Source organism: Barnesiella sp., from assembly GCF_022723415.1.
In the GTDB taxonomy this organism is placed as follows: Bacteria; Bacteroidota; Bacteroidia; order Bacteroidales; family Barnesiellaceae; genus Barnesiella; species Barnesiella intestinihominis.
The window spans coordinates 1-24,910 of the sequence record NZ_JAIJHU010000048.1 but is presented as its reverse complement, the minus strand read 5'-3'; the positions used below and the strand labels follow the sequence as shown (position 1 = coordinate 24,910).

At 45.0% G+C, this 24,910-nt stretch carries 13 protein-coding genes and 1 riboswitch; of the genes, 11 read left to right on the top strand and 2 right to left on the bottom strand.

What is annotated here, in order from left to right; all coding sequences use genetic code 11:
• Positions 1-154: 154 nt before the first annotated feature.
• The 7 genes from QVD32_RS10080 (at position 155) to QVD32_RS10050 (ending at position 12,655) form a co-directional block, all read left to right on the top strand.
• Positions 155-2,155: a TonB-dependent receptor plug domain-containing protein gene (locus QVD32_RS10080; RefSeq protein ID WP_008861394.1), complete on the top strand. Its 2,001-nt coding sequence runs from the start codon at positions 155-157 to the stop codon at positions 2,153-2,155.
• On the top strand, positions 2,155-3,324 hold the full coding sequence (locus QVD32_RS10075) for a YncE family protein (RefSeq protein WP_021891863.1): 1,170 nt from the start codon (positions 2,155-2,157) through the stop codon (positions 3,322-3,324). The genes QVD32_RS10080 and QVD32_RS10075 overlap by 1 nt, the downstream gene beginning before the upstream one ends.
• Before the next feature lie 6 nt (positions 3,325-3,330).
• On the top strand, positions 3,331-4,548 hold the full coding sequence (locus tag QVD32_RS10070) for a cell surface protein (RefSeq protein WP_287710208.1): 1,218 nt from the start codon (positions 3,331-3,333) through the stop codon (positions 4,546-4,548).
• A gap of 38 nt (positions 4,549-4,586) precedes the next feature.
• Positions 4,587-4,787, top strand: a riboswitch (cobalamin riboswitch).
• A gap of 133 nt (positions 4,788-4,920) precedes the next feature.
• Positions 4,921-8,676, top strand: a complete 3,756-nt coding sequence (locus tag QVD32_RS10065) for a leucine-rich repeat protein (RefSeq protein ID WP_021891861.1) — start codon at positions 4,921-4,923, stop codon at positions 8,674-8,676.
• A gap of 78 nt (positions 8,677-8,754) precedes the next feature.
• Positions 8,755-10,938, top strand: a complete 2,184-nt coding sequence (locus QVD32_RS10060; protein ID WP_118687391.1) for a DUF5074 domain-containing protein — start codon at positions 8,755-8,757, stop codon at positions 10,936-10,938.
• Between the two features lie 28 nt (positions 10,939-10,966).
• Complete coding sequence (locus QVD32_RS10055; RefSeq protein WP_287710207.1) at positions 10,967-11,935, top strand: DUF4465 domain-containing protein; 969 nt, start codon at positions 10,967-10,969, stop codon at positions 11,933-11,935.
• Positions 11,936-12,130: 195 nt separating this feature from the next.
• On the top strand, positions 12,131-12,655 hold the full coding sequence (locus QVD32_RS10050; protein ID WP_008861388.1) for a ferritin: 525 nt from the start codon (positions 12,131-12,133) through the stop codon (positions 12,653-12,655).
• A 106-nt stretch (positions 12,656-12,761) separates the two neighbouring features.
• Here QVD32_RS10050 and QVD32_RS10045 read toward each other — a convergent pair whose 3' ends face one another.
• Complete coding sequence (locus QVD32_RS10045) at positions 12,762-13,406, bottom strand: TetR/AcrR family transcriptional regulator (RefSeq protein WP_008861387.1); 645 nt, start codon at positions 13,404-13,406, stop codon at positions 12,762-12,764.
• 12 nt (positions 13,407-13,418) lie between these two features.
• Positions 13,419-17,615, bottom strand: coding sequence for an acyl-CoA dehydratase activase-related protein (locus QVD32_RS10040; protein WP_195492769.1), 4,197 nt, complete (start codon positions 17,613-17,615; stop codon positions 13,419-13,421).
• Positions 17,616-17,886: 271 nt separating this feature from the next.
• On the opposite strand from QVD32_RS10040, the gene QVD32_RS10035 reads away from it, so the two are divergent.
• The 4 genes from QVD32_RS10035 to QVD32_RS10020 all read left to right on the top strand — a co-directional run bounded on the left by QVD32_RS10035 (position 17,887) and on the right by QVD32_RS10020 (position 24,772).
• Positions 17,887-18,567, top strand: coding sequence for a zinc metallopeptidase (locus QVD32_RS10035; protein ID WP_008861385.1), 681 nt, complete (start codon positions 17,887-17,889; stop codon positions 18,565-18,567).
• Between the two features lie 231 nt (positions 18,568-18,798).
• Positions 18,799-19,347: a DUF3575 domain-containing protein gene (locus QVD32_RS10030; protein WP_008861384.1), complete on the top strand. Its 549-nt coding sequence runs from the start codon at positions 18,799-18,801 to the stop codon at positions 19,345-19,347.
• 19 nt (positions 19,348-19,366) lie between these two features.
• A complete protein-coding gene (locus tag QVD32_RS10025; protein WP_195554683.1) occupies positions 19,367-21,394 on the top strand; it encodes a carboxypeptidase-like regulatory domain-containing protein in 2,028 nt (675 codons plus the stop codon).
• Between the two features lie 3 nt (positions 21,395-21,397).
• Positions 21,398-24,772: a hypothetical protein gene (locus QVD32_RS10020; RefSeq protein ID WP_287710206.1), complete on the top strand. Its 3,375-nt coding sequence runs from the start codon at positions 21,398-21,400 to the stop codon at positions 24,770-24,772.
• Positions 24,773-24,910 lie beyond the last annotated feature (138 nt).

Below are 24,910 nucleotides of genomic sequence, written 5' to 3'. Positions count from 1 at the left end.
TCGGTTACCGGAGTAAGTCAGAAGACCTGCCATGCTGTTTGTCATTAGCTTTCGTGGGGTAGAGCTTGTGAATCTGCGGAGTAAATATAAAGCCGCTTGTTTGCATGGATTTTTAGGTATTATACCCGAAGGCTGTTTATGAAAGGATAGGCCGATGAAGACTTTTTATCGATGTGTGTGGGGTATGATGGTGTCGCTGCTTTGCGGTGTGGGACAAGCGAATGCCGATTCTTCTTCTCTTGACTCGATACAGACATTGGGAGAGGTAATGGTTACCGCCAACCGGTATAACGAAGTGATTCCTTCGCAGAAGCTCACCGGAAAGGAACTGAAAGCGTTGAATAGTTTTTCGGTCGCCGATGCCATACGTTATTTTTCCGGTTTGCAAATTAAGGACTACGGTGGCGTGGGAGGATTGAAAACTGTCAACATTCGCAGCATGGGTACAAACCACATGGGTGTTTATTATAATGGAATTCAGTTGGGAAATGCTCAGAACGGACAAGTGGATTTGGGCAAGTTTTCGCTTGAAAATATAGAGGAAATATCGTTGTATAACGGTCAAAAAAGCGAGATATTCCAGTCTGCTCGGGAGTTCGGTTCGGCGGGCTCTATCTATTTGACGACACGTCGCCCTAAATTTAAACCGGGAGAAAAATCGCATTTGAAAGCATCTGTGAAGGCCGGGTCATTCGATTTGCTGAATCCTTCGGTTTTGTTTGAATATAAACTTAGCGAGACGGTCAGCATGACATTCAATAGCGAGTGGATCAATTCGAGCGGGAAATATAAATTCCGTTACCGGCGGGTGACTCCTTCGGGAGAGACGGCATACGATACCACGGCTACCCGTAAAAACGGAGACATCGATGCCGTTCGGTTCGAAGGAGGATTGCAAGGTTACTTGCCCAACGGTTATTGGAAAGCCTATGTTTATCATTATAGTTCCGAGCGGGGGATTCCGGGGGCTATCGTCAATAACGTGTGGCGCAACGGAGAGCGTTTGTGGGACCGGAATTCTTTCGTGCAGGGTGTCTATCAACAGGATATTACCCGCAAATATGGGATTAAGGTGAATGCCAAGTATGCTTTCGATTATACCCATTATATGAATAACGACGATAAGCTGATGCGAGTCGATAACCAGTATAAACAGCGAGAGGTTTATGTTTCGGTAGCCAATAAGTATTCGATATTCAGAAATTGGGACGTCTCGGTGGCATACGACATGCAGTGGAACGGTTTGTCGGAGTACATGTCGGCCGACCGGTACACGCACTGGATTTCGGCGGCAACAGCTTTTTCTCTTGCCGACCGTTTGAAAATGCAGGCCAGTGTTTTGGCGACTTTGGTCGATGAGAAGGCATCGGGACAAGTGAAAGCGCCTAATAAAAGTAAAGTGACTCCGGCGGTATTTCTTTCTTATCAACCGTTTAAAAAATATAATTGGGTGTTTCGCGCTTTTTATAAACAGATATATCGTATGCCCACCTTCAATGACTTGTACTATGCCGATATGGGTAACTCGGTATTGAAGCCCGAAAGCGCTACGCAATACAATGTGGGATTTACTTATGCTGTCGCTCCGAAAACGGGTTTCCTTTCGGGGTTTCATGCAGGAGCCGACGTTTATTATAACCTCGTTTCCGACAAGATTATCGCCTATCCCAAAGGACAGCAGTTCCGGTGGACTATGCTCAATCTCGGTAAAGTCGATATCCGGGGTGTCGACGTTCAGGCTACGGCGACTTTCCGTTTACCGTATGAAATAAGTTTAATGACGAAGGTGCAATACACCTATCAAGAGGCGATAGATATAACCAGTCCTCGGGATAACTATTATCGCGACCAGATTCCGTATATACCCTGGCATAGCGGATCGGCCATATTGAATTTGAGCTATGACGATTGGAGTTTGAATTATAGTTTCGTATATGTGGGGGAACGGTACAATCAGCAAGAAAATATCGAATATAATTATGTGCAGCCGTGGTACACGAGCGATATATCTTTGGTGAAATCGTTTCGGATAAAATCGGTGAACCTGAAAGTGACGGCCGAGGTTAATAATGTGTTTGATCAGGCATACGACGTCGTTCTTAATTATCCTATGCCCATGCGTAACTATCGTTTTGGAATTGCCATTGAATTGTAATGAGATCGGTTGTCGCACATATTGTTTCGTGTATCCTGCTGGCGGGAATATCGTTGATGACTTCCTGTCGGGAAGACGAGGTCATTATCTTGGCGGAATATGAACGATTGCCGCTCGGAGACAACAGCCGGTCTGATTATGCCGGACTTTATTTGTTGAACGAGGGGAATATGGGTTCGAATAAATGTACGCTCGATTTCGTCGATTTCGATAACGGCTATTATGTCCGTAACTTGTATGCCGAGAAGAATCCTAACGTGGTAAAGGAATTGGGCGATGTGGGTAACGATGTCCAGATATATGGTTCCAAGATGTATGCGGTTATTAACTGTTCGCATAAGGTCGAAGTCCTCGATGCTCGTTCTTGTCAGCGATTGGGACAAGTGGACATACCTAATTGCCGATATATCGCCTTCGATAAAGGTTTTGCTTATGTTTCGGCTTATGTAGGTCCGGTAGGGATAGACCCGAATGCTCAGCTCGGAGCTGTCTTTCAAGTCGATACCGCTACTCTCGAAATTACGGCCGAAGTAACGGTGGGTTATCAACCCGATGAGTTGGTCATTCAAGACGGCCTTATTTATGTGGCTAATTCAGGCGGTTATCGTAAACCGAATTATGATAATACGGTTTCGGTGATCGATATCGAAACGATGACGCAGATACGAAAGATTCCCGTAGGAATTAACTTGCATCGTATCCGGGCGGATAAATACGGGAAATTATGGGTTTCATCTCGGGGTGATTATGAGAAGATTCCTTCCCGTCTTTTCGTTCTGGAAAAAGATAAGCGTACAAACCGCATGGAGGTGAGAGATACTTTGAATGTCTCTTGCAGCGAGATGGATATTTGCGGCGATTCGCTTTATCTGTATAGCGTGGAGTGGAGTAATATTTCGCAAGAAAATAATGTTACTTACGGTATTATCGATGTTCGTACCGGGGAATTGATTTCAAATAGTTTTATTAAGGACGGTACGGAAACCGATATAGAAATCCCTTATGGATTGAAAGTAAATCCCGAGACCGGAGACGTTTATGTAACGGATGCCAAGAATTACGTGTCGAGCGGAAATCTGCATTGTTATGGACGGGACGGGATAAGAAAATGGAGCGTTCGTACCGGGGATATTCCGGCGCACATGGCTTTTTTGTATAAAAATAAATAAACCGATATGAAGAAAGTGTGGTATGTTTTGTCGATGGCTTTGATTTTGCTGATAGCCTCTTGTCAGTCCGATAATCCTTCTATGATTACATTAGGGCTTGACGATACGTATGTAGTGGAACGCATGAAGGGCTTGACGTTACACCCGGGTTTTACCGGAGAACGATACGAATGGGCTCTTTCTTACGAGTCCGATTCGGTATCTGTCACCGATTCGATTGTGGCGACGACACGCGATTATACGTTTGTAGCAAGTGAAACGGGAACGTATCGGTTGCGATTCCAGATTTATGATGCGGCTAATCCCATAACCCATCTTATGCGTATTGTCGTTCGCAAAGAAGAGGTAGCTTATAGCCCTTACATAACTAAGGTTTATGAATATCGCCCTGCACCGGGACAGTTTGTCAATGAGCTTCCGAGATATACCGAGGGAGATACCGAAGAATCTATGCGGCAGAAAGTCGAAGATTGTTTGGCATACGACGCCCGTACGATGGTCACGTTGGGAGGCTACGGCGGATATATTGTCGTCGGTTTCGACCATACGATTGTCAATCGGCCGGGAGAATACGATTTCAAAATATTGGGTAACGCATTTTATGCCAATGACAATCCTCGTCCCGATGCCCCGTTGGGAGGTAGTAGCGAACCCGGGATAGTGATGGTCTCGGTCGATACGAACGGGAATGGCGTTCCCGATGATGAATGGTACGAGTTGGCCGGTAGCGAATATTATAAAAAAGAGACTTTGAAGAATTATGAGATAACCTACTATCGACCCGATGAAAACAAGGAGTCGGTGACTTGTTCCAATCCGAATATCACGGATTCTACGTATGTCCGGTGGACCGACAATTATGGAAATACAGGATATATATCGCAACTCACTTTCCATAAGCAACCGTATTATCCACAATGGATTTCGGAAAGTTCGATAACTTTCAAAGGGAGCAGGCTTGCCGATAACGCTATCGACGAGAGTGGAAACGGGAGTTATTATGTCCTTTACGCATACGATTGGGGTTATGCGGATAATCACCCCAACAGTAGCGAAAAGTCCAATTTTAAAATCGATTGGGCGGTGGATAGCGAAGGTAATCCGGTCGATTTACCGGGTGTCGATTTCATAAAAATTTATACGGGAGTGAACCAATTCAACGGTTGGTTGGGCGAATGTTCGACCGAAGTAATGGGTGTTACCGATTTACATATAGAAGAATGACTATGAAAAAATAGAAAGAAACGAGAGGAAAATAACTAAAAAAATATAGTGCACACAGGTTCGGCTACTTGAAAAAGGTCCGCCGATTAAAAGGGAATCGGGTGTAAGTCCCGAACAGTCCCGCTGCTGTAAGCTCCACAAAAAGGTCCCGAGAATACTGAAAGCCACTGATTATGACGATTGGGAAGGCATCGGTTACCGGAGTAAGTCAGAAGACCTGCCGTGTGTATTGTCCGAAAAGCTTGCGAGGTATGAGCTGTGACAAAAAAACGCCGGGAAGTTCGGGAAAGTTTTGGAAGCATATAAGTGGTGTATCTTGCAAGTATTGAATGAGAAAGAACTATTTATTTAATACTTAAAAGTTTAACAAAGATGAGAAAGATTTATGCTTTGATGGTATTGCTGTTTGCGGTTTTACAATTACCTGCACAAGTCCTTGTGCAAGGTCGTCCGCACCCTACGGCAAAGCCGCAGATGGTATCGCCGAGGGCGATTGTCGATGGAACTTTCACGATGGACATGATCGAAAACTGGTCTGGCGAAGGGGCCAATCGCGCTGCGTTCGTCGTACAATGGAATGCCGAGAGTGAAACCTCGGCGTTGGTTTGGGGATTTCGTTGGGACGGTGAAGCTACCGGCGAAACGATGGCGCGTGCAATCGCTGCTTCCGACCCTCGTTTTTTCATTATGACCGAAACAGGAACGGCGTATGGTAGCACTGTATCGGGTTTTGGGTACGATGTTAACAAGAGTGGCGATTTTTCTATTACTAAGGACGGAGTAACACTTTCCCCTGATGAGAACGGGATAATCTTTTCTTCGTCGTATGGATATGACGGTTGGACCTGTACCGATCCCGAGGACTATTGGCAATCGGGCTGGTATCAAGGGTATTGGTCTTATTGGCTGAAATCGAGCGATAGCGATCCCTGGGGATACTCCGGGACTGGAATTACGGGCCGTAAATTGACTGACGGTTGTTGGGACGGTTGGAATTTTTCGGTAAACATGTCGCCTCAATCGTGGAAACCTCTTGCGCCGGCTCCTAAAAACGGGCCGACAGCTCCTTCTGTGAAAGTTCAACCCGAAGATTTGACGGTTTCTCCGGGAGAATCGGTAACTTTTGCTCCTGAGTTCAAAGGCGATAGTTTGTATTTCCAATGGTACAAAGACGAAGTAGCCATACAAGATGCCGAAGCGTCGTCTTATTCGATCGTTTCGGCGGAAACTTCCGATGCCGGGCGTTATTATTGTGTGGTGAGCAACATGCTTGATACGATTTCTACCGATACGGTTACGCTCGTTGTCGGCGATAAATCGGTAGTAACCGCCCCGGGAGAGGAACCGGGAACTGCCCTCGTGGTGTATGACGATTCGTATGCCTCTTTTTCGGGGATTTTGACGATCCCCCAAACTATCCTGATAGAGGGAGAATCTTACACGGTAGTCGGTATCGACGATATGGCTTTTATGGGGTGTGCTAAATTGACTTCGGTTATTTTTCCTTCGACTTTGAAAACAATCGGCGAAGGGGCATTTTACGGATGCAGCCGTTTGACATCTGTGGAGTTGCCTGCGCAAACGGTTTCGATCGGTAATGAGGTTTTCGGCGATTGTCCTCTTTTGGCAACCCTCTCTTTGGGTGAAGGATTGGAGAGCATAGGTCGCTCGGCCTTCGAGAATTGTATCGCTTTGACCGGTGTAAGTATGCCGGCAGGTATGGAATCGATAGGGGCTTTGGCTTTCAAGGGTTGTACGAAGTTGGCTTCGGCTGCTTTGGGGAACTCTTTGACTTTATTGGGCGATTCGGCTTTTTATGGCTGTTCGGCTTTGCAATCGGTGGAATTGCCGGTTACGGTATCCTCGGTGGGTACTCGTACATTTGCCGGTTGTTCTGCTTTGAATGCTGTCGGGTTAGGAAATGTTTCGGCTATTGGCGAAGCCGCTTTTAACGGCTGTTCCGCTTTGACTGAAATTGCGATACCGAATGGGGTCGAAACGCTCGGCAATTATGCTTTTTACGGTTGCAGTGCTTTGGCGACAGTGACTTTGGGTACACAGGAGCGTTCATCTTCTTCTTTGAAAACAATCGGCGATTATGCTTTTGCCGAGACTGCTGTGAAATCGGTCGTATTACCCGACGGTGTGAGTACTCTTGGTAACTATGCCTTTAACAAGTGTGCTTCTTTGGCCACCGTTTCGTTGGGAAATAGTTTGACCGCTATCGGTAATTATGCTTTCAGCGATTGTGAGAAATTGGAATCCGTAACATTCGGAAGTGCTCTCGAAACTATTGGAGAACGTGCGTTTGCCAGTGCGAAAATTTCTTCTCTTGTTTTGCCTGCTACGGTGAGAACGATAGGTGATTGGGCTTTTTATAATAATCCTTTAACGGCCATAACTTTTAACGATGGCTTGCAGTCGATCGGCAGCAGGGCTTTCTATGGTGTATCGGTTCAAACGTTGAATATTCCCAATAGCGTGACCGAATTGGGCAGCTATGCATTTAGCGGTTGCAAGTCGTTGGAAACAGTGACTATCGGGACAGGTGTGACGAAAATAAGTGAATTTACGTTTAATACATGTTCTGCGTTAACGCAGATATCTTGTCCGTCGGTAACCGAAATCGGGGCGAGCGCATTTAAAGGTTGTTCATCGTTGGTCGATATTCCTTTGAACGATAAGATTACTTCGCTCGGTAATTATGTGTTTTCGGGTTGCTCTGCGATAGAGTCGCTTGTTATTCCGAATAGTGTAACTTCGATCGGTAGTTATGCCTTTGAGAAATGCACGAAGTTGACATCGGCGACTTTGGGTACAGGTATAAGCTCTATTCCCGATTATATGTTTAGCAGCTGTTCCGCTTTGACGTCGGTAGTTCTGCCGGAGAATATTACTGGGATCGGCAAATATGCTTTCCAAAGTACGGCCTTTACCGAGTTGCCGCTGACAGCAAGCATTACCGAGATAAAAGATTATGCTTTCAAAAGCTGTACGAAATTAACATCGGTAGCTATTCCCGATCGGGTTACTAAACTGGGAACTTATGTGTTCCAAAGTTGTACGGGATTGGAATCTGCAAAAATAGGGGGTGGCGTTACTTCTGTGCCGAATTATATGTTCCACGGCTGTACGAATCTGGTTAATGTAGAACTTTCGGAAAAAGTGACTTCTATCGGCAATTCTGCTTTTTATAATTGTAAGGGCTTGAAATCATTGCCGGTTACCGAATCGATAACTTCTATCGGGACGAATGCATTTTACGGTTGTACAAGTCTTACTTCGGTAAATCTTTCTGATAAAGTAACCTCTTTGGGAGCTTCGGCATTCTATGGCTGTTCCAGTTTGACAGAAGCTGTTTTGGGAACAGGGATAACTACGTTGGGATCGAGTTTGTTTCGCAATGATGCTAAGTTAAAGAAAGTAGTTGCCAATGGCAAAATAGCTTCGGTTTCCACTTATACGTTTAATGGTTGTTCTTCTTTGGAACGTATCTATATTAACAATACACCGCCGACCGGTGCAAGTTCCAATACATTTACCAAAGTGCCGACAACCTGCCGGATTTATGTCCCTGCCCAAACTTGTCAATTCTATGCCCAGACCACCTATTGGAAGGATTTCGTAATCATGCCGTGGTTAGATGAATTGGAAATAGTATCGACTACTCCGTCAATGAGTTTCGATGGCGAGGAAGCGTTAGACGTGAAACCCGATACGAAAACTTTCGTGATAGAGTTTAATCGGACTGTCGTTAATACCGATAGTGTTTCGGCCATGTTGATACGTAGCGGATTCCCTGTCGAAGATCAGGAGTTGACCGTGTCGTACTCCGGTAACGAAGTGACCGTAATTCGTGAAGGAGAAGATTTGCCGAACGATCCTTATTACTACTTGGTATTGACAACGTCGGATAAACAGTTTAGCATATTGTTCAAGGTAACGACGGCTACCGGTATCGATGACCTGGCTGTCGAAAAGGAGGTGCGTTTGCGTGAATATTATTCGGTGGACGGGAAACTTTTGCCTTGCCCCGTGGAAGGTATCAATATTGTGAAAACTGTATATGAGGACGGTTCGATCGAAGTTTCGAAAGTTTATGTAAAACCAGAAGATTGTAGGCGATAAGTCTATGATTGTGAAATAGTAAAACGAAGATGTCCCCGGAGTTTCGGCTCCGGGACATCTTCCCAAAAAAATAGAAAGATGAGAAAATATTTACTTCTTTTTTTAGCTTTTTTCGGCAGTTGGTCTATGTCGGTTCGTGCCGTTTCCTTTTCGGATATAAATTATTGGATAGGAGAAGGGAATGTCGAAGCCATGTTAGTCATCGCTTGGAACGACGGGAAAACGCCCGGAGCGTTGGCGTGGGGCTATAAAGGGGAGGAGGAAACTACAATCGTGGAAATGTTGAACGATGTGGTGAAAACGGATCCTCGTTTGTTTTCTCTGATGCGCCGACAAGGTGGTTACACGGTCGATGGATTGGGTTTCGACCTGAATGGGGAGAATACCGTTGCATTGGTTGTCGGCGGCGATACGACCTATCCTAAGTATAATGCTACGGGACAATTTACAGCGACTCCGAATAATTTCAAGAAATGGGAGTGTGTCGACAAAGAGGACCATTGGAATTCTCCTTCGGTCTCGGAAGATGGAGTATGGCATTGTTTGGCCCGAAGCGAAAGCGGAAACGAGGCTGAGACCGAAATCAATAAAATGCCGATACAAAATCGATATACCTATATATTTTATTACGATAAACCCGGTAGCGATACACCGGATTATGCTAATGCCGTAGCGGTAGAGCCATATATACAGGAAGCTGTCGATTATTCGCAAGGGATATTTTTTGTCAATGAAGATTGGTATGGCTGGGATAATGGAACCATTAATTTCCTGACGAATGATGGCCGAATGGTGTACCGGATATTCCGTCGGGAGAATCCCGATGAGAAGTTGGGTGTCACAACGCAATTCGGAACGATTTACGGTGAAAAATTCTTTTTGATTTCCAAACAGGCGAAGTCGACCGAAGAAGAATCGACAGGGGGGCGACTGGTCGTGGCCGATGCCTTGTCGTTGGAAAAGATAGCGGCTTTTGATCAAATAGGCGGCGGTGACGGCCGTTCCTTTTTGGGTGTAGATGAGAAGACGGGATATATAGGAAGTTCATCGGGAATTTTTGTTTTCGATATTGAAAACATGAAGGTCGGCGATGTGATAGAAGGGACCTCGAATGACGAAGGTCTTTATTCGGGTCAGATAGGTTCTATGGTCCGAGCCGGTAAATATGTCTTTGCTGCGAAGCAATCGGAGGGCGTATTGGTGATCGATGCCGAAAACCACACCTTACAAACTACTATCGAACTTCCGTCTATCGCGACACTTGTGTTGGGGCGAGACGGAAATATTTGGGCTGCCGATGGAAATGCGTTGGTTAGGATAAATCCGGTTTCGTTCGAAACTTGGACTCGGTCGTTACCCTCCGGTTGTCGGGTCACCGATACATGGGGAGCATGGAATGCCGGGAGTTTATGCGCAGCATATAAATCTAACCTGCTTTATTTTGCCGATGAAAGTAAAAATAAAGTCGTACGCTATAATATAGATACCGATGAATTGAATGCATCGTTTTTTACTTTGCCCGATCAAGACGGGGAGTATGTGCAGATGTTCTATGGCGCGGGTTTGAGAGTGGACCCGCAGACCGATAATGTCGTGGTAACTTCTACGGAATCGGGTTATCTGTCCCATTACATGAACAATTGGATTCACATAGTGGACGGGACGAATGGCGAGTTGTTGAATACGTTACTTCCTGAGAAATACTATTGGTTCCCGGCTATGCCGGTATTCCCCGATAATGAATATCCGGTTATCTCGATTTCCGATAATTTGTCGGTGGGTAGTTCTCCTGTAAAAATTTCGCTATTAGAGAGTGTTTCCGATGCCGATAATCTTTCTGCGGCGGTCGTTTCGACAGTCAAGGTAGAAGACCCCTCTATTCTTTCTGCCCGAATCGAGGGATATGATTTGATTCTTTCCGGTGAGAAATTGGGCGATACGAGTTTCTCGTTAACGGTCAATTCGAATGGGCGGGTAGAGACAAAAATGGTTTCGGTGCATGTAACCGAAGTTAGTGGAATTGAGGATGCAGAAAGTTTGAAAATCGTAGCTTCTCCTAATCCTGTCAGGGATATTCTGACGGTGAGAGCTTGTGTTGGCGCAGAATTGACTGTATTCGATCTTCGAGGTGTGGCTGTTTATCGTGATACGATGGTCGGGTCGAAGTCTCGTTTGAATGTATCTTCTTTACCGGCAGGTATTTATGTGTTGTCGGTGTGTGCAAACGATAGAACTGAGTATATTCGAATAATCAAACAATAAATATTAACTAATTAAATTTTTTTTTGACATGAGAAAAATATTACTTGTTTTTGCCGTTTGTGTATGCAGTGCGGTTTTTGCGGAAAACATCGTTTTAGATTTGTCGAATCCAGGAGACTTTCCTATCGAGTATGATGAGTCCGGGTTGTGGGCAGATGTTTTTAATAATGATGCGATTGTTTATTCACAAGAATTTATGTTTTCGCACGCTTCTCCTTATTCCAATTATTCAAATGGATTCTTTGCCAGCAAGGTAACTGCCATATCGGCATCGGCAGGTACCGATGATCAATGGGGCTGTATGGCTAAGGGAGGCTTTGCCGGAGAGGGAACTCCCTATTTAGGTGCATATTGGGATGCCTATACCGAATCGACCTCCGATACGAAAACTTGCGAGGTATACACTTCCGCTCCATATTATGCCGTAGGGTGTTATGTATGCAACAACCCTTATGTCTATTATGCTATTGAGAAGGGGAATCCCTATTCGACTAAATTCGAGCAGGGAGATTGGTTTAAATTAGTTGCTCACGGTATCGATGAGCAAGGCACAGAGACAGGAACCGTGGAATATTATTTGGCCGATTACCGTTCTGAGAATGCCGACGACTGGAAATTGAACGATACTTGGGAATGGGTCGATTTGAGTGAATTGGGACAGATTACTTCGATTTACTTTACGATGGAGTCGAGCGATGTGGGTGATTATGGCATCAATACGCCGACGTATTTTTGTCTCGATAAACTTACCGTTTCGACCGAGCCTTCGTCGGTTGAAGAAAGTGTGGTTGCTCAGGTGAAAGTTTATTACGACCGTTCTAACGGGGCTGTTCGTGTAGAGTCGGCTCAGCTGGTCGAAGCTGCTGTTTATAACATGAGCGGTACTCTCGTGATGAAACAACTCGTAGAAGGATCGGGTGCTATTGACATGTCTGCTTATCCCGCTGGCGTTTATGTAGTGCGTTGCGGCGGATACAGTACCAAGATTGTTAAATGAACTCTGAGAAGAAGTATATGATAAATTATTAGTTAAGTCCCTACTGCCATAGGGTATTACGCCTCCGGCGAAGTGATTCGACGGGGGCGTGTTTTTATAGAAATAAGAACCCGGTTATATAAAAAATATTAAAATTAGATTTATTCTAATTTTATATTATATTTTTGTGAAACAATAAATAAAAACAATAGAATTATGCTTAGCAAGAAAATGGAAGAGGCTCTTAATGCCCAAGTGAATGCCGAGTTTTGGTCGGCTTATTTATATCTTTCGATGTCCAACCATTTTGCAGCGGCTGGAAATCAAGGTTTTGCTAATTGGTTTTCTATACAGTTCCAAGAGGAACAAGCTCATGCTACTATATTTATGAAATATGTGCTCTCGTGTGGCGGTAAAGTAACGTTAGCTCCTATTGCCGGTGTGAAGACCGAATGGAAATCACCTCTCGAAGCTTTTGAAGATACGTTGGCTCATGAGAGAAAAGTAACCGCCCTGATTCATGACCTTTGTGTGCTTGCCGATGAGGAAAAAGATTTCGGTACTGCCAATATGCTGAAATGGTTTGTCGACGAGCAAATTGAAGAAGAGGCTAATGCTCAGGAATTAATCGATAGCTTGAAAATGATTAAAGATAACGGTTTCGGGTTGTATATGCTCGACAAAGAGTTGAAGGCTCGTGTTTATACGACTCCTGCCCCGTTGGCTACATCGGCCGAATAGCTTGGTTTTGTATTATACGAAAGAAGGGGCGCCACAATGCGCCCCTTCTTTTTTATGTACAAAGAGGGTGCATCATTCATTACGACACCTCCTTTCGTTTTGTCTTTTACGGTTTCAAAAGATAGGTGATTTGCGAGATAATGTGTTGTTTCCATTCTTGTAGAAAGGCATTGAATGTATCTTTGTCTTCATTGAAAAAAAGTTTCATGGTAAGGTTCTTACTGAGGAAAGGGAAAGCCAGTTGGCTGTAAAGTGTCATGAATATAAAGGGGAGGGGGACTTTCTTAAAGTTTCCGCTTTCCATTTCTTTTTCAAGAAATTCTCCGATGTGTTTTAAATATTGATCGAGGTTTAAACTATAAAAAGTTTCTATTAAATGGTTGGCGTCGCGTTGAATTTCGCCTATGATGAATTTGGGGAGCAAAGGATTTGTCGAGAAAATGGATACATAGACGTCGATAACATCTTCTAATTTTTCAGAGAACGATTGCTGAGTCGAAAAAATAGTATCGATATGAGGTAAAAATTTTGCAACGATCGAGGCGAAAACTGCTTGAAACATTTTATCTTTTGTCCTGAAATAATAATGCAGGGTGGGACGGTTGATCCCTACGACCGCTGCAATATCGCTCATCGATGTTTGCTCGAACCCTTTTTTTATAAATTCTTGTTTTGCCGCCTCGATAATACGCGATTCTATATTTTCGGTTTGCTCTGTCTTTTGGTGAGCGATGGTTGAAGTTGAATTCATAGTCGTTTGTTTTTAGGCACTTAAATTGTGTGTGAAAAGTAATAATCGGTTCGTTACGTTTACGCTGCTCACCCCACTGTCAAAATCCAAAGATAATAAATTTAATTCAGGATACAGCATACGCAGCTTCTTTTCTATCCCTTTCGATACGATGTGGTTGGCGATGCAGCCGAATGGTTGTAACGATATGACGTTGTTTATACCCTGTTTGGTGAACGCTATGATTTCGGCCGGTAGTAGCCAGCCTTCGCCGAATTGAGCTGCACCCGAGACAATATTTTTCGTCTCTTCCGCTTCTTCATAGATGTCGGTAAAGGGTGTGAAATACCGGAATGTGGATGCCGTTCTGTTAAACAGGGCTATCCGTTTATTGATGTATCGGTAGAATAAGTTGGATAGGAAATGAGGTATACATTTCTTTTCTAAGAGTAGTTTTTCCTTGTTCTCGCGGTTCACGAATCCTTGCATAAAGAACGGCAATAAAATGGGAGGAGCCACCTCTATACCTTGTTCGCACAAGAAGCGTACGACGTGTTGATGAGCGTAGGAATTGAATTTGAGGAATATTTCTCCCACTACACCGATTTTGGGACAGGTTTTGTCCATACAGATATCGTTGAATTCCCGGGCTGCAAGGTGGATATATTCCACTAACTTGTGAGGCTCGTTTTCAAGAATGGGACGCTCGGCGAGGTTTAAATATTTGTCTCTCAATCGGGCCGCGGCTCCCCGTTCTTTTTCCCGGACTACCGAGGCATGATAAAATTTAGAAAGCGTATCGGTGTAGAGCAGGGCATTGAGTGCGACGGGCACTATCTTTTGCCATTTCAGTTCGAAGCCTTCTTGTTCGTTGGAAACTTTTCGCCCTAATCCCAACGTGACTACGGGAACATTTCCGAATCCGGCATCGAGCATGGCTCGTTTAATAAGAGCCAAGTAATTGGTCGCACGGCATTGTCCTCCGGTTTGAGTAATGGCTACGGCCGTGTTGTCGAGATCGTATTTCCCCGATTCCAAAGCGTTGATAATATCGCCCACAATGAGTGTGGCTGGATAGCAAACCTCGTTGTTGGCATACTTCAAACCGGTTTCGGCCGAGGAGGCATCGCTCGGTGGCAATACCTCTATGTCGTACCCCGACAATTTGAAAATCGGCTTTAACAGAGGTGTGATGTATTCCGACATAAAAGGGGCTATGATTTTTCGGTTTCGATCTTTTTTGCGAAAGACTTCTGTTGTACGGAATTTCTCTGTCGTTCCGCGTAGCGGCGTTTGTTTCAGGCTTTCGACCAAAGAACGCACTCTTAGTTTCAGAGAACCTATGTTATTTACATCGTCTATTTTTAGAAGCGTGAAGGGTTTCCCGTTACGATGTAGAATATCCCTTACTTCGTCGAGAAGAAAGGCGTCGGGTCCGCAGCCGAAAGAGGTCATTTGTACGAATTGAATATCGTTTCCTTGCCGGGCTGTCCATTCAGCGGCTTTCAGGATGCGGTTCATATAGGCCCATTGTTTGATGAGGTAAGTGTCTTGGGTCTCTATCTCGGAGTTGTCTCTAACTATGTCGTCCGAGATGACGTTTACTCCCAGATTGGCTATCATTTCGGAAAGTTTATGCTGTATGAGCGGGTCGGTGTGATAAGGGCGTCCGGCGAGCAAGATGATCGGTTCTTCTTTTCTGCGGCTTTCCCTGACAATGTTTTCGGCTTTTCGGCGTATGTCTGACGAATATTGTTTCTGGGCGTTCAACGCGTATTTCACAGCCTGCTCGGCATCTCTTTTCGATATGCCCCAAGAACTTAGGTAATTCGTGCATTGTTTGGTGAGTAAGCCAGTGTCGGCAAAAGTGATGGCCGGAGAGTCTACCGGAATGTCCGGCGACATGGAACTGCGTATGACATCGGAGTACCCGGTGACGATTGGGCAGTTGTAGCTGTTGTTCATTTTCTTGTCGCTTTCGTGCTCGTAGACAACGTATGGCAGGAAGATGCGTTCCACCTTCTTGTGAATCAGGTTTTGAATGTGGCTGTGCACTAATTTGGCCGGGAAACAGATGTTGTCCGACATGACCGAGTTGAGAGCTTTCTCATAACTGACGAAAGTTGAAATATCGGACAGTACGACCCGAATACCGCAGCGAGTAAAGAGAGCATGCCAAAAGGGATAGTTCTCGTACATGTTAAGGACACGGGGTATACCTATGGTTCTGTTGCCTGTTTCCGGAGTTTCCCGGTCGAACAGCAAAGCATATTTGTTGGTATATATGTTCTGTCCGGGTTTTTCGCTTTCCCCCCGATTGGTGAAAATTCGTTCGCATTTGTTTCCCGAGAAGAACGTATTACCGTTGGGGAAGGTATAGCGGCATACGAAACATTTGTTTTCACAGCCGTTGCATTGAATTTGTCGGCTGGCATATTCGGTAGTTTCGAGTAGTTGGTTTATCGTGCGCGAATTCAATTTTTGAGAAGCAGCTTGTAGGGCGCAGCCGTATGCTCCCATCAATTCAGGTAAATTACTTCGTACGACTTTTTTACCGGTTTCCAATTCGAATGCACGGACGATCGCATCGTTATGCATCGTTCCTCCTTGAACGACAATCGTTTCTCCTAACTCTTTGCCGTCCTTTAACTTCAAGACTTTGTACAAACAGTTTTTTACGACCGAATAGGACAACCCTGCGGCTATATCTGCTACTGTCGCTCCTTCCCTCAGAACCTGTTTAATTTTTGAATTCATAAAGACGGTGCAGCGTGTGCCCAAGTCGCAAGGGTGCAAAGCCATACAGGCGGAACGGGCAAAATCGGACACGTCGTATTTCAATGTGCGGGCGAAGGTTTCGATGAACGAACCGCATCCCGACGAGCAGGCTTCGTTCAGTTCCATGCGAGTGATAGCTCCTTGTTTGACGAAAATAGCTTTCATGTCTTGTCCGCCGATGTCGAGAATGAAAGAGACATCGGGAGCCATTTGTCGGGCGGCTCGGTAATGGGCCATAGTTTCTATCATGCTTCCGTCGAGGCCGAAAGCCGCTTTTATCAATTCTTCTCCATATCCGGTCGAACAGGAGCCTGTTATGTTTAATACCGTCCCGTTTTTATCGCATTGTGTTTTTAATTCGGTCAACCCTTTTCGGACGGCTTCTATCGGATTCCCCAAATTGGGGGCGTAGTGCGAGAAAAGGATAGCGCCGTCGGGGGTTGTCACGACTATTTTTGTGGTAGTCGATCCTGAATCGATTCCCAATACAGCTTCTTGTATCCTTTGAACGAGAGGGGCAGAGGGCCAGTTATAATGTGCTTTTTCTTTCTTCCAGTTGTCATAATCCGTTTCGGAATCGAATAGCGGAGGCAGGCTGTTTTTTGTTGTGATATCGGTGCTTCGGGATATGAGATTTTCTAATGTCGATAAAGCAACTGCTTTTTCTTCCGTGGCACATAGGGCACAGCCTAATGCGGGAAGAAGGTTTCCGCCGGCAGGAAGAATAAAGTCGCTCTCCTGCAAATGCAGATAATCGGCGAATGCTTTTCGTAAGGCTGGAATGAAGGTCAAGGGGCCGCCGCATAATAGAATAGGCGGGTGGAATGTCCAGCCTCGCGATAATGTTACGATGGTTTGTACAGCGACGGCATGGAAAATGGAGGCGGCGATGTCGCCCAACGGGACGTTCCTGCTGACTAGATTTTGAATGTCGGTTTTGGAGAAGACTCCGCAGCGGGCAGCTATCGGGTGTATATGCTCTGCTTGCAAAGCCAATCGGCTCAGTTCTTCGATGTCTACTCCCAACAGTACGGCCATTTGGTCGATAAACGCACCTGTACCACCGGCACAATTCCCGTTCATGCGAAGGTCGATATGGTTCCCTTGAAAGAGAACGACTTTGGCATCTTCTCCGCCGATGTCGATCAAAGCCGAAGCAGATGGATATAGTTGCTGGGCGTACCGGGTGGCGGCTACGACCTCTTGTATAAATTCGGTTCGTAGCTGTTCTGCTGTTCCCATGCCTACCGAGCCGGTAACTGCGATAGAGGTTTCGATGTCGCCCAGTTCTTGTCGAGCTTCCCGAAAATAGGCGGAAAGAAGATCGTTCACTTGGGCGTTATGTCTTTCATAACGAGAGAAAACGGTTTGCCCGGATTCATCGATAATGACTATTTTGGCTGTTGTAGAGCCTACATCGAGTCCTGTTTTGTACTGTTTTTCCCCTTGCATGTGAATGATAAATTAAGTTTAACTATGTAGTTTGTCTTATATGTCTGACTATATTGTCAGACGTAAATGTATAAATAAATTTTGAAGGAGATAATTTATTAAACTTTTTTATGTTTTCCGGATTCGAGTCTTTTCTTTATCTCGGAGTTTTTGTTCTGATATTCCTTGTTTAACACTCTTTTGTTATAATAACTTTTGCATTAACACATCTATTCCCTTATTTCCTATATATTTGCGCAATCTGCGAATTTGATATTAAAAAAAGAAGATTATGGTTTACGTATTATTTATAGTCATTGCATTAGTTAGCTTTGCGGTACAACGTACATTGCAAAGTAAATTCGAACGTTATTCTAAAATTCCCATTCCTTATGGCCTTACAGGACGGGATATTGCCATGCGTATGTTGCAGGAGAATGGAATAAACGATGTTTCTGTAACGCAGGTCGATGGGCATTTGACCGATCATTATAATCCGGCCACACATACGGTAAACCTCAGCCGTGATGTTTACTATGGCAACAGTGTCGCAGCGGCTGCCGTGGCTGCCCATGAATGTGGACATGCTGTACAACATGCCCGTTCTTATTCTTTCCTGAATTTGCGCTCGGCTCTTGTGCCGTTCGTGAGCTTCGCTTCGAATTGGGTACAGTGGATTTTATTGATAGGGATTCTCACGATACAGGCTTATCCGGCTATTATGCTATTGGGTATAATTTTATTTGCTGCGACGACTTTGTTTAGTTTTATTACTCTGCCGGTGGAAATTAATGCCAGTCAAAGGGCGTTGGCTTGGTTGAACGGAGCCGGGGTGACCGATGCAAGTACTCACGACAAGGCCAAAGACGCATTGAAATGGGCTGCATATACTTATGTAGTGGCAGCGTTGGGGTCGTTAGCAACGTTGGTGTACTACATTATTATTTTTGCAGGAGGGCGACGGGACAGTTAAGAGAGCATTGCTTCTATAATATTAAAAAATAAGGGCTGTTATTCATGTGAATAACAGCCTTTTTTTATACAAATGAGAGATAAAAATATAAGCTTATTTTGCATATATGAATGAATTATATATTTTTGTTCCGTTTTTTGAGAGTTATTTAATACTTGGGTAAGAAACGGTTTTAAAACTTCGAGTGAAGCTTTTTGAAAAGGGGGATCGGCTTCCGGTTAGTTAATAAGTATGAAAAAGGTTTTTAATAAATGCTTTATTATTTTGGGAGTGATCCTGAATATTCAAATGGTCAATGCACAACGTGTCGCTCTTAAAAGTAATCTCATCGATTGGGCTACATTATCGCCTAATTTGGCGGTAGAAATGAGGTTGAATCAAAGATTGACCCTCGATATAAGTGCTGCGGCTAATCCGTTTTCGTTTACGATTGCCGATATGAAAGCCACGCATTTCCGTTTTCAGCCGGAGTTGCGGTACTGGTTTAATAGGCCTATGGCTCGGCATTTCATGGGAATAAGTTTGTTGGGTGGACTTTATAATGTGAAATTTAAAGAACATCTTTATGAGGGCGATATTTGGGCCGCCGGTCTCACTTACGGCTACGCTTTTGTCCTTAGTCGTCATTGGAATATGGAAGCTACGTTGGGTATCGGTATGGCGAAGTTACGGGCTTTCGATTATCGGGAAGGAGAGGAAAAACCGGCAACACCCAATCTTTCCAAATGGTCGCCTGTCCCTATTCGGCTGGGACTATCTTTCTCTTATATATTTAAGTGATTTTAATTGATAGATTGTTATGTTGAATCTCAATAAATTTTGTTCCTTGTTCATAGGGCTTATTTTGAGTGTCGTTTGCGCTTTGCCTTTGTCTGCGCGTGATATAAATGTACGGGGAACGGTGACCAATATCGAGGGGGAACCGCTATTTCGGGTGAGTATCTATAATGCCGGAACCAATAAACTTATCGGCTCGACGAATGAAGATGGAAAATATTTGGTGAAAATCGATTCGGAAGGAGAGTTATTGTTTACATCGTTGGGATATGAAGAATGTAAAGCTGCCGTCCGTGGGGAATTGACGGTCGATGTCGTGCTTCGTCATTCGGCCGTAGCTCTCGAAGAAGTAGTCGTTTCTGCCAAGAGGATTACCGACAATGTGGTTCCCGAACCCACCGATATTGAAGTGAAAGGAAATTATTTTCATATCCGCACTCGTGTGAAAATTCCCAAAGAGCTTTTTTCTACGAATGCCCGCATGATTATACAACCGGGTGTTTACAACGTCACCCGGGAGCAGATGATTTTTCTCGAACCTTTGGTTTTCGATGGGAAAGAGTATGCCATTACTCAGGAACGTATGTACGATTATGATTCGGGTCAAGACCCTTTGTCGCGATATGTTCAGGTGAAAAGTTCTTCTTCCCGCAAGGACGATTTGGTCGGGTATAGTGACTCGACCTATGTAGAAAATGTAAATGACGATTTCCGTTGCGATATGATGGTCTCGATGGAAAATTACAATCGGGTGCTCTATCGCGATACGTTTGTTATTGCCCGGGGTGTTGTGAACCCGTTGCGTTTCCTCGAATACGAGATCCCCGGCAGTGCGGTAAAGAACGAAAATTTTTTCCCGCAGCCAGAGATGCAACTGCGGGATACGAAGGGTGATGTGAATCTTACATTCAGAGTGAACAAGAGCGATTTGAATCTCGCCGATGGGGATAACCGAGAGGAATTGAACCGGCTTATTTCCCGATTGCATCAGGTAGAGAACGACCCGAATGCTCGGTTAAAAAGTTTTTCTATTGCAGGAACAGCATCGCCGGAGGGGAACTATGAGAGAAACAAACAGTTGGCGCAGAAACGTATGGTATCGGCAATGTCGCTCATCGTTAAAGAGTTGAACGAGTCTACCCGAAGGCAAATAGATATGCATACGACAGCATCGGTCGAGACTTGGGACCGGGTAGTCGATTTGCTTCGGGCGGATAGTAAAATCCAAGAGGCCGATGCTATACAGGAAATAATCGATAAATATCCCGATAATCCGAACCGGCAGTCGAGAAATGTCGTATCGTTGCCTTTTTATCGCCCTTTGATAACTTCCCGGTATTTGCCTCAGTTACGTCGGGTAAGTTATGAGCTGTTATTTTCGCAATACCGTTATCTCACAGACGAAGAAATCGAAGTGCTCTATCGTAGCGATAGTGCATCTTTGTCTCGTAATGAGTTTTGGCGGCTGTACAATCTCGCCGATTCGATTGCCGAGCGTGAGGCGATATGCCGCCGGGCATTGGAGGTCTATCCCAAATTTTTGGTTGCGGCTACCGATTTGGCAGCCATTCTTATCGATAAGGGAGAGCCGGATTCAGAGCTGCTTTTACCTTATCTCGAAATGCCGGAATTGCCCGATGAAACAAGATTGAACCAAGTGGTCGCTTGGTTGTCTGCTGGGCGTTATGCCCAAGCCGACTCTTTGGCATTCGATTTGCCGGATACAGGTATTTATCATAAAGCGAAAGTCTATGCCGCCGCGCTGAACGGTCGTTACAACGAGGTGATGCAGGAAATATCGGCGGAATCGCCTTTTAACGAAGTGCTTATGCTTTTGGCTATCAAGTCGAACGAACAAGCATGGGAAAAAGCGAAGCTGCTCGGAAATTCGGCCAAAGAGGAGTATATCAAGGCCGTGGCGGCTAATCGTGTCGACGAGGTGGTTCTCGCTTTGTCCTATTTGGAGAGTGCGTTCAAGAAAGACCCGTCGTTACGAGATGTTGCCAGTGTCGATGGCGATGTATTGGATTTGTTACAACAGGAAGATTAAAGTATGAAAATGAGATATATTATGCGCGGTTTTACTTCGGTGGTTCGACTGCCGCTATTTTTAATCGTCGTTTTTACGATTAGTGCGGCTGCGCAGGAACAACCGGAGAATAATCAGTTTAATGGGTTGGATTATACCTTGCAAAAGCCCGCCAAAAATGAAAGGTATGCTAAAAAGAAATTTGGCGACCATCTTTTTATTTCAGGGGAGGCAGGCCTGATTCTCGATCGTTCGGCCGGTTCTTTGTTCGCTACTCCCGATTTGGGGCTTCGTGCAGGATTGACGGTAGGCGATTGGTTTTCTCCGGTGCACGGTATGCGTGTGGGGTTAAATGCGGGGTTACATAACGGGCTCGCAGGGGTGAATCCCTATTTTGTCGGTTTGTCTGCCGATTATTTGATGAATATTACTTCTTTGCTGCATAAAGATAATCCCGTTCGAATGTTCGAGTTAATCGGTGTCGCCGGTGGTGAATATCAGTTACTATATCGTACCGGCAATTGGTCGCATGCCGGCGGATTTCGATTGGGTATGCAGACAAGGTTTAATTTTTCTCCATTGACCTTTTTCTATCTTGAACCCCGTATTGGAATTTATTCCGACGGAATAGACGGGATAAAGACTTGGATGCGTTACGACTGGGAGGCTTCGTTGATGGCCGGCTTAGGTTATCGTTTACTATCGGACCCGGTGCGTCGTAAAGCTCCTTTTTTCGGAGCCGATCAAGGTTTCTTCGTTTCTGTGGAAGGCGGTATGGCAACTACATTGACGAGCGGTTCTGGGCTCCTCCTTGATCCCGGGGCTACGGCTATGCTGTCGATTGGAAATCGATTTACTTCTGTTTCTTCTTTGAGACTATCTGGATTGATGCGTTATTTGAAGACCGACGAATTATATAATAAGTCTTCTTTCGGCTTGCAACTCGATTATCTGTTTAATCTCCATGCTTTGTTCGGTGGATATGATCCGAGCCGGTTGTTCGAGATGTCGGGGGTATTGGGTGCGGGTTTTCATTCGGTAGCCGTAGACGATAAATTGCATACCCGGTGGAGCGCCGGGGCAGGTTTGCACGGAGAGTTTCGCCTATCGGATCATTGGGCTGTATTTGTGGAACCTCGTGTCGATGTATTTTCGAACGAATCTTGGAAAGACGGGTTGAGTGCTGTCGATCCGCTTCCTTCCGTTTTGGCCGGATTTACATATCGTCCTGTATCGCCGTCGTTCAATCGGTCGGCGAGGGAAGAGGATGCTTTTGATTTTCCTCGCCGTATAGGAGATCTTTATTTAACGATGGGAGCCGGATTTGCAGGGGCGATGAAATCTTCGCTTTCCAATCCTTTGCCCAATAAAGGTTTCCGCATTTTCGGCGGTATGGGTACATGGTGGAATCCTGTTTCGGGAGCTCGTTTATTGTTAAACTATTCGTCTCTCGATGCCGAGTTCTCTCCATACAGGACATTGGCTGTCGGTGGCCAACTCGATTACTTGTTGAATTTTTCCACGCTTTTTTATGGGTATGATAGCAATCGGTTTTTTAATTTGAATGGGGTTGCCGGGTTTAATTACGACTATGTCTCTTCCGAGGGTTATTTCCAACATGGATTCGGAGCGGGTATAGGCTTGCAGGGGACATTCCGTCTCAACGATATGTTCGATTTATTTGTCGAGCCTCGATTGAATGTGAGTCAAAATAACCGTTGGGAACGAAACTTGTTCTCTTCGGTCGATGTCGTGCCGACTGTTACGGCGGGGCTTTCCTACAATCTTTATGCTTACGGAATGAAACACGGATCATTTGAGAAAACCGTAGAATTTCGTAACGAGAATTTTGTCGACCACATGTTTTACGGTTTAAATATAGGAGCAGCAGGTATTCTGCATAAGGGGTTGCGCACTAATCCTTTGGATCGAATCGGGCCGATGGCTTCTCTTTATTTGGGCAAATGGTTTACGGCCGCGTCGGGCGTGCGTTTGACGGCAGGCGGAGGCGCGTATGGCGATTCCCAACCCGGTTATCGCAAGTTCGGTCTTGTACAACTCGATTATTTGTGGAATATCAATTCGACGTTGTATGGGTATAATCCTTCTCGGATATTCCATGCGACATTGGGTGTTGGAGCCGTACTATCTTATGCGACCAGCTATAATTCGGGATTTTATCCCGGTATGGGTTTGAGTTTGCAAGGATTGTGGAATGTAGGTTCGGGTATCGGATTGTTTGTCGAACCCCAAGTGAGGGCTTTCGGGAAAAAATATTCTCGTGAGAGCTTCGCCGGTTTGCCTGTCGACATGTTGACTTCTCTAAATGTCGGTCTGCAATATCAGCTCGATCGATATGACTATAAGGCCAATCATGCCGCTTATGACTTGTCCGATAAATATTTCTTGTCATTGGCCTATACGGGACGGGTATTGAGACGGTCTGGCGATGATTTTGCGGGAGGTCATGGATTGGCTGTTTCTGTCGGCAAGTGGTACACTCCTTTGTCGGCTTGGCGGTTGGGCTTGGATTATGGATATTACGGTGCGGCGCCACGTTATATGTCGCTGGCTTTGTCGGCCGACTATATGTTTAATCTGTCGGCTTTTACGGTCAGATATAATTCCGACAGGTTGTTTGACCTCATTGCGTTAGGCGGAGTGTATGCCGGAGTCGGAAATAGCCAAAAGAAAAATGAATTTGTTTATGGCGTCAGAGCGGGAGTACAAGGACGGTTCAATGTATCTTCGGGCATCGATTTGTTTATCGAGCCTCAGTTTCTTGCATCTCGTGTTTCTCGTAATGACAATGGCTTGGGCTTCGACCCGGAGGCTCGTTTGATGGTTGGCCTCAATTATAAATTGGGCGGGAATACAGTTGCGGGAGGAAAACGAACTTTCGATAAGAGAAACTATTTTTCCGTTTCGGTAGGTCCGTCGTTGTTCAGTGAAACGATTTTGGTGGACCGTTATCGGAAAGTTTCGGTAGGGGCAGACCTTTCTTTCGGTAGATGGTTTACATCGGCATCGGGTATGGAAATAGGCTTGGGATATGATTTTATTGCACCCCATACGTCGAAAACTCTTTGCTTGGGGACGGCTCATGTCGATTATCTGTTGAATCTTACATCGCTTCTTGAACCCGATCCTGATCGTCGTTTCCATCTGATAGCCTCGTTGGGAACCGGTATAGGGTGGAGTAATTATAACAGTGATGGCGGTATCGGTTGGGTGGCCGAGGGAGGTTTGCAATTCCGGTGGAATGTTTCTCGTTCGTTCGATCTTTTTGCGGAGCCCTCGATGACGTTGTGGGACGATAAGTTATATGACTACATACCCAATACACATCATTTCATCGGAGTCGGCCGCATTTCATTAGGAACAGCTTATCGTTTTTAGTCATCGACTTGAAAAGTTGAAAATATTTTCTTAATATTAAGAAGCTGTTTTAAATTTATTCCGAGACAGATTGAGGCCTATGTTGAAGCAGATTGGAGTCCGAGATATGCAGTCAATAGCGGGCTATTGACAAAAATC